Annotated in this window: 13 protein-coding genes; 4 read left to right on the forward strand and 9 right to left on the reverse strand. The window is 60.4% G+C overall.

Annotation, left to right across the window (positions count from 1 at the left end; all coding sequences use genetic code 11):
• Nucleotides 1-140: 140 nt before the first annotated feature.
• Both B1781_RS16810 and B1781_RS16815 read right to left on the reverse strand, forming a co-directional pair.
• Nucleotides 141-2084, reverse strand: a complete 1944-nt coding sequence (locus B1781_RS16810; RefSeq protein ID WP_078120765.1) for a bifunctional diguanylate cyclase/phosphodiesterase — start codon at nt 2082-2084, stop codon at nt 141-143.
• A 16-nt stretch (nt 2085-2100) separates the two neighbouring features.
• Nucleotides 2101-2796, reverse strand: coding sequence for a transglutaminase-like cysteine peptidase (locus B1781_RS16815; protein ID WP_078120766.1), 696 nt, complete (start codon nt 2794-2796; stop codon nt 2101-2103).
• Between the two features lie 147 nt (nt 2797-2943).
• On the opposite strand from B1781_RS16815, the gene B1781_RS16820 reads away from it, so the two are divergent.
• The gene (locus tag B1781_RS16820) at nt 2944-4674 is read left to right on the forward strand and encodes a proline--tRNA ligase (RefSeq protein ID WP_078120767.1); all 1731 of its coding nucleotides are present in this window, start codon (nt 2944-2946) and stop codon (nt 4672-4674) included.
• Between the two features lie 33 nt (nt 4675-4707).
• On the opposite strand, the gene B1781_RS16825 is transcribed toward B1781_RS16820, so the two are convergent.
• The gene (locus tag B1781_RS16825) at nt 4708-5631 is read right to left on the reverse strand and encodes a response regulator (protein WP_078120768.1); all 924 of its coding nucleotides are present in this window, start codon (nt 5629-5631) and stop codon (nt 4708-4710) included.
• 77 nt (nt 5632-5708) lie between these two features.
• A complete protein-coding gene (locus tag B1781_RS16830) occupies nt 5709-7067 on the reverse strand; it encodes a PAS domain-containing sensor histidine kinase (protein WP_078120769.1) in 1359 nt (452 codons plus the stop codon).
• Between the two features lie 151 nt (nt 7068-7218).
• Here B1781_RS16830 and fabA point away from each other — a divergent pair, with 151 nt between their 5' ends.
• On the forward strand, nt 7219-7734 hold the full coding sequence (fabA, locus tag B1781_RS16835) for a 3-hydroxyacyl-[acyl-carrier-protein] dehydratase FabA (protein WP_078120770.1): 516 nt from the start codon (nt 7219-7221) through the stop codon (nt 7732-7734).
• Between the two features lie 73 nt (nt 7735-7807).
• Here fabA and B1781_RS16840 read toward each other — a convergent pair whose 3' ends face one another.
• The 4 genes from B1781_RS16840 to B1781_RS16855 all read right to left on the reverse strand — a co-directional run bounded on the left by B1781_RS16840 (nt 7808) and on the right by B1781_RS16855 (nt 11387).
• Nucleotides 7808-8392, reverse strand: a complete 585-nt coding sequence (locus tag B1781_RS16840) for a DUF3501 family protein (protein WP_078122111.1) — start codon at nt 8390-8392, stop codon at nt 7808-7810.
• 31 nt (nt 8393-8423) lie between these two features.
• A complete protein-coding gene (locus tag B1781_RS16845; RefSeq protein WP_078120771.1) occupies nt 8424-9752 on the reverse strand; it encodes a heterodisulfide reductase-related iron-sulfur binding cluster in 1329 nt (442 codons plus the stop codon).
• Nucleotides 9753-9841: 89 nt separating this feature from the next.
• Nucleotides 9842-10261: a rubrerythrin family protein gene (locus tag B1781_RS16850; protein WP_078120772.1), complete on the reverse strand. Its 420-nt coding sequence runs from the start codon at nt 10259-10261 to the stop codon at nt 9842-9844.
• Nucleotides 10262-10460: 199 nt separating this feature from the next.
• On the reverse strand, nt 10461-11387 hold the full coding sequence (locus tag B1781_RS16855; protein ID WP_078120773.1) for a hydrogen peroxide-inducible genes activator: 927 nt from the start codon (nt 11385-11387) through the stop codon (nt 10461-10463).
• A 122-nt stretch (nt 11388-11509) separates the two neighbouring features.
• Here B1781_RS16855 and cpdA point away from each other — a divergent pair, with 122 nt between their 5' ends.
• The gene (cpdA, locus tag B1781_RS16860; protein ID WP_078120774.1) at nt 11510-12358 is read left to right on the forward strand and encodes a 3',5'-cyclic-AMP phosphodiesterase; all 849 of its coding nucleotides are present in this window, start codon (nt 11510-11512) and stop codon (nt 12356-12358) included.
• A gap of 183 nt (nt 12359-12541) precedes the next feature.
• A complete protein-coding gene (locus B1781_RS16865; protein ID WP_164513436.1) occupies nt 12542-13360 on the forward strand; it encodes a hypothetical protein in 819 nt (272 codons plus the stop codon).
• Between the two features lie 48 nt (nt 13361-13408).
• Here B1781_RS16865 and B1781_RS16870 read toward each other — a convergent pair whose 3' ends face one another.
• The gene (locus tag B1781_RS16870; protein WP_078120776.1) at nt 13409-13675 is read right to left on the reverse strand and encodes an acylphosphatase; all 267 of its coding nucleotides are present in this window, start codon (nt 13673-13675) and stop codon (nt 13409-13411) included.
• Between the last annotated feature and the right edge of the window lies 1 nt (nt 13676).

Genomic DNA, 13676 nt, shown 5'->3' on the forward strand with positions numbered 1-13676 from the left:
GCGGTGAATCAAGCAAGACCTGATCCACTCGCCGATGGCGCCAGAGATCAGCAACTTAGCATATCTTTACATATGGCGGTGACAAAAAAGCTGACATGCCGGCGCTTGCGACACGACATCTGTCGTTGGCGAGAATATCGCTACTCAGGAAGGCCCAACCAGTAGCCGCGCCCGCCATCGATTGCCAATCCCTTAAGGACCTTCCAGGCCTCTTCGGTTTCAACCGACTCGGCGATGACCTGCATGTCCAGGCCATGCGCGATGTCGGCGATCGAGCGCAGGAAGAACTGGTTATCCTCCTGCTGATCGAGATTGCGCACGAAGCTGCCATCGACTTTGACGTAGTGCGCCTTAATCGAGCGCAGGTAGGTAAACGACGAAAAGCCCTTGCCGAAGTGATCCAGCGAGAACTCCACGCCCAGTGGCGTGAGCGTATCGATCCACAGGCTCAGGTGATCGGTATTGGCCGAGGCGCCGTATTCCGGCAGTTCGAGGATCAGCCGGCCGGCCGCACCCGGGTACTGACGCAGCTTCGCCACCACCCATTCGAGCAGCCCCTCTTCGAACAAGCTGCCCGCGTTCAGGTTGACCGCCACCTTGGCGGGAAACTCACCGGCATGAATCGCATCGATGACACGATCGATCACCGCCTTGTCGATCATCCCGCTGAGGCCGCTGCTCTCGGCCATCGGCATGAACACCGCGGCTGCGATATCGTTACCCGGCGCATCGGGATCCTGCAATCGCAGGTAAACCTCGTGGTGTAGCAGTTCGCCGTCGCTGCAGCGCAGCACGACCTGCTTGAGCAGCGAGAAATGGCGGTTGCGCAATGCGTCTTCGATCAGGCTGCGCCACGCACTGTGGGTGCGCGTCGTTTCCCCCTCGGCCGCATGTCGCTGCACCACCCAGGCATTGGCGCCCTCACGCTGCGCTTCACGCAACGCCAGATCGGCATCCGCCAACAGATCGCTGGCCGACTGCCCGGTGTACACGACCCCGCCCACGTGTGCGACGTCCGACGATGCCATCGCGAAGCGGCCATACAGACCGGCGACGGCGCCGACGATATGCGATGCGATATCGCGCAGTTCCGCTTCGTCCATACCTTCCAGCAGGATGGCAAAATCGGCGCCCGACAGACGGGCGAAAGTTGCGCTCGGCTGCTTCTCCAGTACCGCGGCTACGGCTTCCGCCACTTCGGCCAGCAGGCTGTCGCCGGCAGCGTATCCCTGCGTTTGATTGAATCCCTTGAAATCGCGGATCTGCAACATCAGCAGGCCGCCCGACTTGAACATCTCGGACTCAGACACGCGGTGTTCCAGCACGTCCATGAACTGTCGACGATTGGCCAGACCGGTCACCGGATCCTGGAACGCCTGCTGCCGCAGGTGCGCTGCCATGCGTTCGGAATCCGACAGCATGCGCGCGACCTTCGACGACAAGCGGTTCATCGCCTCGACCACACGCCGGAACTCGAGTGTGAACGGCCGGCTTTCGACCACCGGAAACTCACGATTGCAGATCGCCTCGGCCTGCCATTCCACTTCGCGCAGTGGGTACAACAGCACGCGCAACACGATCAGCCCGACCAACATGACGACCAGCGCGCTGATCAGGAATAGATTCAGGGTTTGCATCGCCGTCTGCCACAGCTTCTGATAGGCGAGCTCCGGGTGACTGGTCACCCAGACTTTTCCGACCTGTTTCCAGCCGGACATCATGGTCGCCGAACGCTGTGGCGGATGCAGCGTAAACAGATTGACGAACCAGGCCGGCACGTTTTCGGCATTGAGTTCGTTCTTGCGCTCGATCCATGCCTCGCCGTTGAGGTTTTCGAGCCGGATGCTGAGGTAATCGCCGCGGTGGAACATCGCGTTCACCATCGCGGTCACCATGGCGCGGTCTTCGTGCTCGACATGCGCGGTCGCCGACAGCCCCAGCGAGGTCGCGGCATCCTGTGCGTGCGAACCGAGTTGCGATTCGAGGTAGTCGCGCGTGTTGTACACGCTGATCGCGACGGTTCCCAGAAACAACAGGGTCACCAACGACGCGACGAGAAGTATCAGCTGGCGGGATAAGGTCATTGTTCTAAGCTCCCCTTCATTGGCCTACGGCCATCTGTTGCATCAGCTTGGCCTGATAGGCCTGCCAACGCGACAAGCGATCTGCGTCGCCTACTTTTTTGCCTTCCAGCCGGTTCACCGCCAACCACAGGTCCGCACCGTTGAAACTGTATACGGGCACCAGGTCGTTGCGTTCGCCGGCTGGTTGAATACGTGCTGTCAGATTGTCGAGAATCCACGGCTCGGCGTCCGGGCTCGGGTAATAGGCCAGCACCATGTGCGCTTCGTTGAGCTCGATGGATTTGACGTAGGTGATTCGCAGGTGATCTTCGTCGATACCCATGGTGATCAGGGTAAAGTACTTGGAGATCGCGTAGTCCTCGCAATCCGCCGAGTTGATACCCAGCACCTCGAACGGCGTCGCCCAATAGTCCTTCTGGTCCCACAACGCGGAGTCCGAGTCATAGTGAATGCGGTTGAAAAAGGCGTTCACCCGCTTCAGCTTGGTCAATTCCGGCCAATCCATGCCCTCTTCGACCAACGCCTGCAAGGCGAGCACCCGCTGTTTGGCCTCGACGCCGTATTCGCGCTCCATCCACTCGAACAGCGCTTCGGAAAAGGCCAGCCCCTGGGCCGAGACCCAACTCGCCAACACCATCGCCAGCAGGACGACAGCGGTCAATCGGCGCAACGCAAGGTTGGCGAACGGGTTGACGAGAAAAAGTTCGGACATGACTGGCAAGTGCTCCCATCGCGCCGGTAACCACCGGGTTGACGGGCGCTACCGCCTTTATGGCGGCGAAAACGCTTGAAACTTGACGCCTTGGCGGGCTGTACGGCCGCCGTTAGAATCCCCTTTCCAACAGACATTCGGATCGACATGCGTACCTCCAACTTCCCCCTGCAGACCCTCAAAGAAGTCCCGGCCGATGCAGAGATCGCCAGCCATCGCCTGATGCTGCGCGCCGGGCTGATCCGCAAGCTCGCCGCCGGCCTGTACACCTGGCTGCCGCTCGGTTTGCGGGTGCTGCGCAAGGTCGAGACCATCGTGCGCGAAGAGATGGATCGCGCCGGGGCGCTCGAGGTACTGATGCCGGCGGTGCAACCGGCCGAGCTGTGGCAGGAATCGGGACGGTGGGAGAAATACGGCGCGGAGCTGCTGCGCCTGAAAGATCGACATCACCGCGAATTCTGCTTCGGCCCGACGCACGAAGAGATCATTACCGACCTGGCGCGCAATGAGTTGCGCAGCTACCGCCAGCTGCCGATCAACTACTACCAGATCCAGACCAAGTTCCGCGACGAGATCCGCCCGCGCTTCGGCGTCATGCGGGCACGCGAGTTCCTGATGAAGGACGCCTATTCGTTCCATACGGATCAGGCCTCGCTGCAACAGACCTACGACGTGATGCACGCGACCTATTGCCGGATCTTTCAGCGCTGCGGGCTCGATTTTCGCCCGGTGGCCGCGGATACCGGCAGTATCGGCGGCAGCGGGTCGCACGAATTTCACGTGCTGGCAGATTCGGGCGAAGATGCCATCGCCTTTTCGACCGATAGCGACTATGCCGCCAACGTCGAATTGGCCGAAGCGGTCGCACCTGCCGACGCTACGCCGGCACCGGGCAAGCCGATGGAACTCGTCGATACGCCCAATGCCAAGACCATCGCCGAGTTGGTCGAGCAGTTTGGTGTGCCGATTGAAAGCACGGTCAAAACGCTGATCGTCGTCGCAGCCGAAGGTGTCGAGGGCGGGCTGGTTGCGTTGCTGGTGCGTGGCGACCACGAACTGAACGAGATCAAGGCCGAAAAGCTGTCGATGGTTGCGTCGCCGCTGCAGATGGCCAGCGAGCAGCAGATTCGCGATGCCGTGGGCGCCGGACCAGGTTCGCTGGGTCCGGTCAATCTGAAACTACCGATGGTGGTCGATCGCGCGGTTGCGGTGGCCGCCGATTTCAGCGCGGGCGCGAATGTCGACGGGAAACACTATTTCGGCATCAATTGGGGACGCGACGTGGCCCTGCCGGAGGTCGCCGACATCCGCAACGTCGTCGAGGGCGACCCCAGCCCCGATGGCAAAGGTTCGCTAACGATTGCACGCGGTATCGAGGTCGGCCACATCTTTCAGCTCGGCCAGAAGTACAGCGACGCCTTGAACGCTACCGTGCTCGACGAGAACGGCAAGCAGATTACGATGACGATGGGCTGCTACGGGATCGGGGTGTCGCGCGTCGTCGGCGCGGCCATCGAACAGCATAACGATGATCAGGGGATCGTCTGGCCGACCGCGATTGCACCGTTCACCCTGGTGCTGATCCCGATGCAGATGAAGAAATCCGAGCGTGTACGCGAGGCAGCCGAGAAACTCTACGACGACCTGCGTGCGGCCGGCATCGATGTCCTGTTCGACGACCGTGATGCCCGTCCGGGCGTGATGTTCGCCGACATGGAACTGATCGGCATCCCGCATCGCGTGGTCATCGGTGAGCGTGGTCTCGATCAAGGCAGTGTCGAATATCGCGGTCGCATCGACGAAGACAACCAGATGCTGCCTTTGGACGGTTTCGTCGACTATATCGGCGACAAGATCCGGCAGGAAATCGCGGGATAATCGCGTGCGCCTCGTTCGGCGCCGGCCGGGCAGCTAGGATTCCGCCTGCGGTTGGTCGGCGCCGTTGAGGTTGATCGTCACCTCGACCTCGCTGCCGTTGCCGCGAAACTCCATGTTGTCGAAGCTGATCATGCGTGACATGGCGATGCCTCGGCCATGCGTATCGAATGCGCGCGACGGATCGATCTCCAGGTATTGCTCCCAATCGAATCCTTCGCCCTGATCCTTGATGACAACGCGAATTGCGTTGTCGTCGCGCAGATAACGCACCGAGACCTCTTTATCTGCGTGCGCCGGATCGGCGAGACGCGCCTCTACCTCTTCTTCCCAGCGGTTCTCTTCACGCAACTTGGATTTTTCGTCATAGGTGATCTGAAGATTGCCGTGTTCGACGGCATTGACCAGCAGCTCCGACAGGCCGATGACGACACGCCGCGGATCAGGGCAGGCATTCGCCAGAAAGGTCGCCAGATCGCGCGCCGACGACAGCGTCTTGAAGCTGAAAGCGCCCTCGCGCATGAGGCCAAAGGTGCGCACCACCAGGTCGCTGTCTTCAATGGCGTGCCGGTAGCGCTTGCGATCCTCAATGGCCGTCGACACCACGCTGAGCAGCATGGCTTCATTGAACGGCTTGGTCAGGTAGTAGTAAGCCCCTGCCTGCATGCCTTCGAGGATTTCATTCTCCGCCGCCAGCGCAGTTTGCAGGATAACGGGCACGCTCTGTAGGACTGGGTGTTCCTTGATGCGGCTCAACACCTCCAGGCCGTTCATCCGCGGCATCATCCGATCGAGGATGACCACATCAAACTTCTCGGGATCGGCCTCGAGCTTCTCCCAGGCTTCCTGCCCGTCTTCAGCAGTCTCAAAGTGGTAACCGGTGTACTCAAGATACTCGAGCAGTATCTCGACGTTGAACGGCTCATCATCGACGATGAGTACGGTGGGTGTACTGTCCACGAGTTAACTAACCAAGCCTCGTTGCTGTGTAGGGTTCAAAGTAAACAATTGCACCGGGTCTTCCGGTGAAAGCCGCGTCAGGACTCGGCAGGTTTGTGACGTGGTATCAGCACCTCGAAACAAGCACCGCCATCCGGATTGTTGCTTGCCTCGATAGTCCCTTTGTGGGCGAACACGATTTCGCGCGATATGGCGAGGCCCAGACCGGTCCCGCCTTTTTTTGCATGATTTCGCGTGCTCTGTACGAACTTGTCAAACACTATCTCAAGCTCGGTGTGCGGAATACCACACCCTTGATCACTTACCGTGATCTTGGTCGCCTCGATCTGTGCATTTTCCAGCATCATGTCACTATCTTCAGCCACCAGGCTGATCACCCCGGACTCCGGCGAAAACTTGATCGCATTCGACAACAGGTTGCGTACAACCTGCCCCATGCGTTGCGAGTCCATATCGATCATGTCGTCGTTCATCTTTAGCTGATAGTCGAAATTGATGCTTTTCTTATGCGCCAGGGCCTCGAACTCGTTGAGTACCTCGGTCATCATCACGCCTACCGACGATGTCTGCAGCCGACAGATGGCGGTGCCTGATTCCGCCTTGGCCAGATCCAACAGATCGTTGATCATATCCAGCAGTCGGTTTCCCGCCTCTTTAATGCGCCCGAAGTACTGGCGAATCTTCTCGGGCGCCGCCGAATCGGTGCGTTTCACGCCGAAATCCGAGTAACTCAATATGGCGTGCATCGGTGTGCGCAGCTCATGCGACATATTGGCGAGAAATTCCGACTTCGCCTGGTTCGCACGTTCCGCCGCTTCTTTCGCCGCACGGATCTCAGCCACCTGCTCTTCGACCAGGTTCTCGAGTTCCTCACGATGTCGACGAAGTTCCTCGGCCACACGTTTGCGCTCGGTGATATCACGCAAGATGCACAGCACGGCTTCGTACGCAGCATCTTCAGACTGATCCGCGTCGCTGTAATCGTTGAACAACACCAGATCGTTGGCTTCGATCTTGGCAACCGACACCTCGAGCAGCACTGGCTGGCCATCGCTGCGCAGGCCGATCAGCGGATTGGCATCCTGGTCGCTCGTGGTGTCGACATAATTAACAAGGAATGCCGGCACGTTGTCCCGGTACTTGTCAGGCAGATCGAACAACTCGTTGCCATGCTGGTAGAGCATGGTGATCTCCGGGTAATCGAAGATGCGCTCGGCCGCGCTGTTGAAGCTGCTGATGGTGCCATCCGATTCGAACTGAATGACCGCGTCAGTCGCCTGGTGCAACAGCGATTGCAGGCGGGTCTGCGTGGCGATGACATCGTGACCGGCCTCGGTCAGATGCGCGACCTGCGCGCGCAGCGAAGCCACTTCGGCGCGTAGCGCCTCGGGCAACTCGGCATGGTCGTCAGCGACTGTCAATTGAATGGTCGTCATCAGGTATCTGGTGCTGTGCGGACCCCAACCGGACCGCGCCTGTTCGGCTTATTCTGGTGCTAGCGGCACGCCCCAGCCGCCCTTGAGTTCGGTTGACAAGCCTTGCTGGAGCCGGGAAACTCGCCGGCTTCGCAATTGAGGACGAGATTTGATGGCCAAAGTGGACGCTTTCGAGCGCGAAGACCTGCTGCGGTGCGGCCGCGGTGAGATGTTCGGTCCGGGCAACGCGCAGCTTCCGGTGCCAAACATGCTGATGATGGACCGCATCACGCGCATCGCGGACGAAGGCGGCAACCACGGCAAAGGCGAAATCGTCGCCGAGCTCGATATCCACCCCGACCTGTGGTTCTTCGACTGCCATTTTCCGGGCGATCCGGTCATGCCGGGCTGCCTCGGGCTCGACGCCATGTGGCAATCCGTCGGTTTCTTTCTCGCCTGGCTCGGCAACCCCGGTCACGGCCGCGCCCTCGGTGTCGGTGAGGTGAAATTCACCGGCCAGGTGCTGCCGACCGCCAAGAAAGTCACCTATCACATCGACGTGAAACGCGTGATCACGCGCAAACTGATTCTGGGTATCGCCGACGGCCGCATGGAGGTCGACGGACGCGAGATCTACACCGCGAAAGACCTGCGCGTCGGGCTGTTCACCTCGACTGAAGGTTTCTGACGGCGCTCGCGGCGCCGCCAAGAAAAAACCGGGCCTTGGCCCGGTTTTTTGTTTCGCCGGCCACGCCAGCCGATCAACCGAGATCCTCAGCGAGTGAGTCGCGAATGGCCTGCGAGATAGGTTCTGCAGCGTAAGTGTAAGCAGGGTGGTCGATGCCCATGCTGATCGCCGCACCCTCTTTCACCGCCGCGATCATCTCCGGCGACAACTCGAACCGCAGAAAATGCACCGACGAGGTCTTCTCCTCGTCTTCGCGCTCCAGATCCTCGTCCGCGATCGGCGTAACCCGGGCGAAATCGGCGACCTGAGCCCAGATGTGCTTCTCGATACCGAGCAACTTGGTCAGCTGCACGCGACGCTCGGCCTCGTCCGGATACTCCATCATGAACGTCGCCTTCCAGTTGGTACCGTCCGGAATCAGCGGATTGTAGGCGTCCAGCTCGTCCTGGATGCCTGCCGCCTCGAAAATCCGTTCGATACGCAGCATTTCCTGGATCTGGTACTGCATGGTCAACGCATCTTCGAAGTACAGCGTGGCGTTCGGGCCGATCGGCAGCTGACGGTTCTTCTTGTGCGCCATGACACGCGCACGGAAATCGGGCCGCACCTCGGCGTACTTTTCCAAACTGAACAGATCGTCGCGAGTGAGTTTGCTCATCATGTCGTCCTCGTTCTTTCAGTTGCCGCGTTCAGATGCCATAGGCCAGACGCAGCAAGGAAATCGGGTGTTCCGGTTCGCTACCGTCATCGAGGCCGTTGGCGATCTGATGACCGGCCATCGCACAGTCACTGCTGTAGTGATCCGGCGCATTCTGTTTCACCTTGTTGACCACCGGGCGCGCTATCTTCATCGACAGCCCGTGCGTCTCTTTTTTCACCGCATAGGTGCCGTCGTGACCTGAACAACGCTCGATGATCTCGATCTCGGTGTCGGGTACGAGTTGCAGCGCCTCTTTGGTCTTCGGGCCAATGCGCTGTACACGTTGGTGACAGGCAGCGTGGTACGACACCTTGCCCAGCGGTTTCTTGAAATCGGTTTTGAGCTTGCCGTACTTGTGGCGCAGCATCAGGTATTCGAACGGATCGAAGATCGCGTCACGCACCTTGGCGACCTGCGGATCATCGGGGAACATCAACGGCAGCTCCTGCTTGAACATCAACACGCAGGACGGCACCGGTGCAACGATGTCCCAACCCTCATCGACCAGTCTGGCGAGAGCCGGGATGTTGACGTCTTTGGCGTTGGCTACCGCCTCGAGATCGCCCAGTTCGAGCTTGGGCATGCCGCAGCATTTTTCTTTGTCGGCGATCGTCACCGGGATGTCGTTGTGGCGGAACACGGCGACCAGATCTTCACCGCTCTTCGGATCGTTGCGGTTGCCGTAGCAGGTGGTGAACAACGCCACCTTGCCCTTGGTCGGGCCCGCTTCTTCCGCACCCGTGCCCGAATCGGGGCTGATGCGGGCGCGCAATGACTTGCTGTGGTATTCAGGCAGCTTGGCGTCGCGATGCACACCGAAGCCGTCTTCGAGGATGCCGCGGAACGTCTTGTTCTTGTTCAGCGCGTTGACGATGCCACTGACCACCGGGATGCCGGCCAATGAGCCGACCTTATCGGTGCTGGTCAGCGTCTTGTCGCGCGTCGAGGCACCCTCTTTCTTGAACTTCACCGCCTTCGCCTGAAGCATCAGGTGCGGGAAGTCGAGATCCCATTCGTGCGGCGGCACGTAGGGACATTTGGTCAGGAAGCACAGATCGCAGAGGTAACACTGGTCGACAACCTTCCAGTAGTCCTCTTTCTTGACGCCATCGACTTCCATCGATTCGGATTCGTCGACGAGGTCGAACAGTACCGGGAAACTGTGGCACAGACTTATGCAGCGTCGGCACCCATGACAGATGTCGAACACCCGCTCCATCTCGGCGAACAACTTGCCTTCATCGTAGAAATCGGGGTTCTTCCAGTCGAGATTATGCCGTGTAGGTGCTTCCAGACTGCCTTCGCGTGCGCCAGCCATTTGTACGTCCTTCGTTCGTCGAGTGAGTGAATTGGTTACCGGTACATACAAAAAGGGGAGGTTGCCCTCCCCTCTTTGGAAAGCCGCGATCAGTCGTTGAGCTGATCCAGTGCCTTCTGGAAGCGGTTGGCGTGCGAACGCTCGGCTTTGGCCAGCGTTTCAAACCAATCGGCAATCTCGTCGTGACCTTCGTCGCGCGCAGTCTTGGCCATGCCCGGGTACATATCGGTGTACTCGTGGGTTTCACCGGCGATAGCGGTCTTCAGGTTTTCCGAGGTGCCACCGAACGGCAGGCCGGTAGCCGGGTCGCCACATTGCTCGAGGTACTCGAGGTGGCCGTGCGCATGACCGGTTTCGCCTTCAGCAGTCGAACGGAAGACAGCTGCGACATCGTTGTAGCCCTCGACGTCAGCCTTGGCAGCAAAGTAGAGGTAGCGACGGTTTGCCTGCGACTCGCCAGCGAATGCGGCCTTCAGGTTTTCTTCAGTCTTGGAGCCTTTGAGAGACATGTAGGAATCCTCCAGTCTTTTTGGGATGTGCCGGGTCCAACCGGCGGGTTGCGGATGCAATATAGTAGCCGTTGATTTTCTAATGAAATTGTTTCTGGCAATTCAGCCGATAGAGAATTTCTATCAGAGTGATTTTTCAACGGGCGGCCCGATCGCGGCCAGGTCGAACTTTATTTAGATGGGGACGGTTCGCGACGCTTCAATGGACGGGTTCGACGCACGACAGGTCGCAGCTTAGCACCGCATCGCGCAGAGCGGTAATCGCCTCAGGGCGCGGAAAACTCTTGCGCCACGCCAACGCCACGACCCTCGACGGCGCATGGCTATCGAACCGGCGTATGCTCAGCAGACGCTCCGAAAAGCGCTCTGCCCCGGCCGCCGAACACGGCAGGATCGTAACCCCGAGCCCACTCGCCACCATGTAGCGGATGGTTTCCAGCGAGCCGCCTTCGAGCGTCTGCGCCGGGCTGCCCTCGCTGCCGCGCTGATGCATGCAATCCGGACACACCTGCAACACCTGGTCACGGAAGCAGTGCCCGGCGCCGAGCAGCAGCACATCTTCGTTGCGCAGGTCGTGGATATCGAAGCCCGGCTTCTGATTCAGCGGGTGGCTGCTCGGTAACAACAGCACGAACGGCTCGCGATACAGCGGCATGGTCAGCACGCCCGGCTCGTCGAACGGCAGCGACAACAGGATCACGTCGAGCTCGCCGTTCTTGAGTTTTTCCGAGAGCACGGCCGTGTAGTTCTCTTCGATCATCAACGGCATCTTGGGCGCCCGCTCCGCCAGCTGCGGGATCAGGTGCGGCAGCAGGTAAGGGCCGATCGTGTAGATCGCACCCAAGCGCAGCGCGCCGTCGAGCTGGTCCTGGCCCTGGCGCGCGATCTGGCGGATCGCACTGGCCTCTTCGAGCACCCGCTGCGCCTGCGCCACGATCTGTTCGCCGATCGGCGTGATGCTGACCTCGCCTTTGCGACGCTCGAACAGGCTCAGGCCAAGCTCGTCTTCCAGCTTCTTGACCGCCACGCTGAGTGTCGGTTGGCTGATGAAACAGGCTTCGGCTGCACGTCCAAAGTGTCGCTCACGTGCCACGGCGACGATGTACTTGAGTTCGTTCAACGTCATAACTGCGGGAATTCGCTCACAAATTCGCTGTTCTGCGTCGATCGCAACATTTGTGCCGAGCGACGTATAAGCTACTATAACCTGAATAAGAGGCACGAGGACCCACGAGGTTCTATGGGGCAATGACGTCAAGCTTTACCGGCACCGGGTCGGACAGCAATCTGCGTAGCGCGGAGTTCCCGGCCGGGACCCTGCGGGTACTGCAGTTGACCGATACCCATTTGTACGCCAACCCGGTCGGCACCCTCCTCGGCATCAACACGCTCGACTCCTTCCAGCGTGTCATCGACCATTTTCGCAACTGCCATTGGCCGCTCGACCTGTTGCTCGCCACCGGCGACTTGGTTCACGACGCCAGCCCCGAAGGCTACCGCCGCGTGGGCGAGATGCTCGCGCGATTCGACGTGCCGGTATTCTGCCTGCCCGGCAATCATGATGTACCGAACATCATGCGCAAGCACCTGCGCAACGACGGCGTTCACACCGACAGCATCATCGACCATGGCGAATGGCGCTTCATCATGCTCGATTCGGTCAAACCCGGCGCCGAGGGCGGTCACCTGTCCGATCACGAACTCGACCTGCTCGACAAGGCATTGGCCGGCGCCGACCGTCACACCCTGGTGTGCATGCATCACCAGCCGGTCAATGTCGGCAGCGCCTGGATCGACACGATGGCGATCGACAACCCGGATCCGCTGTTCGAGATCATCGACCGCTACAGCCACGTGCGCGGTATCTTGTGGGGCCACATTCACCAGACGTTCGAAGGCCGGCATCGCAACGTTCGGCTGATGGCCTCGCCATCGACCTGCGTGCAATTCGCCCCCGCATTCGACAACTTCAAGGTCGACGAGGAACCCCCCGGTTTCCGTCTGCTCGCCCTGTTGCCGGACGGCACCATCCGCAGCGAAGTGGTACGCATCGACGACGTACCGCAAGGCCTCGAGCTCGCCTCGTCCGGATATTGACCTGCAACCCGCCCGCGGCAACCGCTGTTGCCCTGGCCGCGGCATTGGGTTTACGACCCTGCTCTGCTATTTTCACCGCTGAACGAAGATCCCGCGCACCCCTGCAACGTGCGCCATCGGCAAACTCTGCAGGCTGGGGTCGAAACCGTCAGCTGAATCAGCCGGCTCAACCGCGAGACCCGAATGCACGCTCTCAGCCTTACCATGCGCCGTCGCGCCCTGTACGTCTTCGCAAACTGCATCGCGGTATGTCTGATCGCTGTGACTTCCGCCACGGCAGACGAAAGCGGCTATCCGCCGCCACCTGGGCCGTACCAGAGCGAATCTGCGGCGTTGCCGGGTGCGTTTCCCGAACAGCCCGATGTCACCACCCAGGACGCACCGCCACAGCGGGAAGACAACAGCGTGCTGCCGTCCAGCGGGATACCCGCGCCGCTGCCGCTGCGCAGTTCGCGGGCCACTGATGCCGCGCGTGGGTCGCGCCTGTTCGGTTCGGCTGACGACGCTCAGGCCCCTGCGCCACCCAGCGATCACACCTGGCGAAAACAAGCCCGCGATGAGTCGGTAGTCTCACCGCAACAGAGCGAACACGAGGAACCCAGCTGGCGCAGCACCGTTACTGCAGACACCTCGGTACGCCACAGCACACCGAGCCCGGCACCCAGCTATTACGCCTACCCGGGACAGAGCTACCCGCAGACAGATCCCTACACCGGCTATCAACCGTATGCATCGCCCGGCGGCTGGGGCATGCCCGGCTACGGATACGCAGGCACCTACTCACCGTACGGCTACGGTTATGGCTATACCTCACCAGCCGACGCTGCCGGTCGCTTCGATAGCTCGAGCGCCGATGGAGGCGGAAACGGCGACCCCGATGCACCGGTCTGGCGCAAGTCAAACCGTCCAGCCAAACCAAGCGCGAGCGACACAAGACAACAACGCGAACCACCCGGGTCGAGCGTCTTGTTTCGCCCGCGTAGCGAACAACCTACCTGGTGATGGGCAATAGGTGAGCAGGCAGCGCGATGCTGCACAGTCACGGTAGATTCAACCGGTGCGAAATCCGTCGAATGCCTGCTCGGAGGCGTCTTCGGCGCTAACACCGTCGACCTTCGCCAGTTCCGGCCCACGCCATAGCCAGCGTTCGAGCAACTCGAGGGCAGCCGGATCTCCGCAGGCGACTACCTCGACACGGCCGTCGGCCAGATTGATTGCATGCCCCTGCAGACCCAGGCGGCCGGCCTCGTCCCGCGTCGACGCGCGAAACCAAACCCCCTGCACCTTGCCGCTGACCAAAAACCGTCTACAGGCCACA

This window comes from Thiosocius teredinicola (assembly GCF_002009425.1).
GTDB classification, from domain to species: domain Bacteria; phylum Pseudomonadota; class Gammaproteobacteria; order Chromatiales; family Chromatiaceae; genus Thiosocius; species Thiosocius teredinicola.

Excerpts from the sequence above, each read along its gene's own strand:
- B1781_RS16810 (WP_078120765.1), bottom strand. The coding sequence starts at position 2,084 with ATGACCTTATCCCGCCAGCTGATACTTCTCGTCGCGTCGTTGGTGACC.
- B1781_RS16815 (WP_078120766.1), bottom strand. The coding sequence starts at position 2,796 with ATGTCCGAACTTTTTCTCGTCAACCCGTTCGCCAACCTTGCGTTGCGC.
- B1781_RS16820 (WP_078120767.1), top strand. The coding sequence starts at position 2,944 with ATGCGTACCTCCAACTTCCCCCTGCAGACCCTCAAAGAAGTCCCGGCC.
- B1781_RS16830 (WP_078120769.1), bottom strand. The coding sequence starts at position 7,067 with ATGACGACCATTCAATTGACAGTCGCTGACGACCATGCCGAGTTGCCC.
- fabA (WP_078120770.1), top strand. The coding sequence starts at position 7,219 with ATGGCCAAAGTGGACGCTTTCGAGCGCGAAGACCTGCTGCGGTGCGGC.
- B1781_RS16840 (WP_078122111.1), bottom strand. The coding sequence starts at position 8,392 with ATGAGCAAACTCACTCGCGACGATCTGTTCAGTTTGGAAAAGTACGCC.
- B1781_RS16845 (WP_078120771.1), bottom strand. The coding sequence starts at position 9,752 with ATGGCTGGCGCACGCGAAGGCAGTCTGGAAGCACCTACACGGCATAAT.
- B1781_RS16850 (WP_078120772.1), bottom strand. The coding sequence starts at position 10,261 with ATGTCTCTCAAAGGCTCCAAGACTGAAGAAAACCTGAAGGCCGCATTC.
- B1781_RS16855 (WP_078120773.1), bottom strand. The coding sequence starts at position 11,387 with ATGACGTTGAACGAACTCAAGTACATCGTCGCCGTGGCACGTGAGCGA.
- cpdA (WP_078120774.1), top strand. The coding sequence starts at position 11,510 with ATGACGTCAAGCTTTACCGGCACCGGGTCGGACAGCAATCTGCGTAGC.
- B1781_RS16865 (WP_164513436.1), top strand. The coding sequence starts at position 12,542 with ATGCACGCTCTCAGCCTTACCATGCGCCGTCGCGCCCTGTACGTCTTC.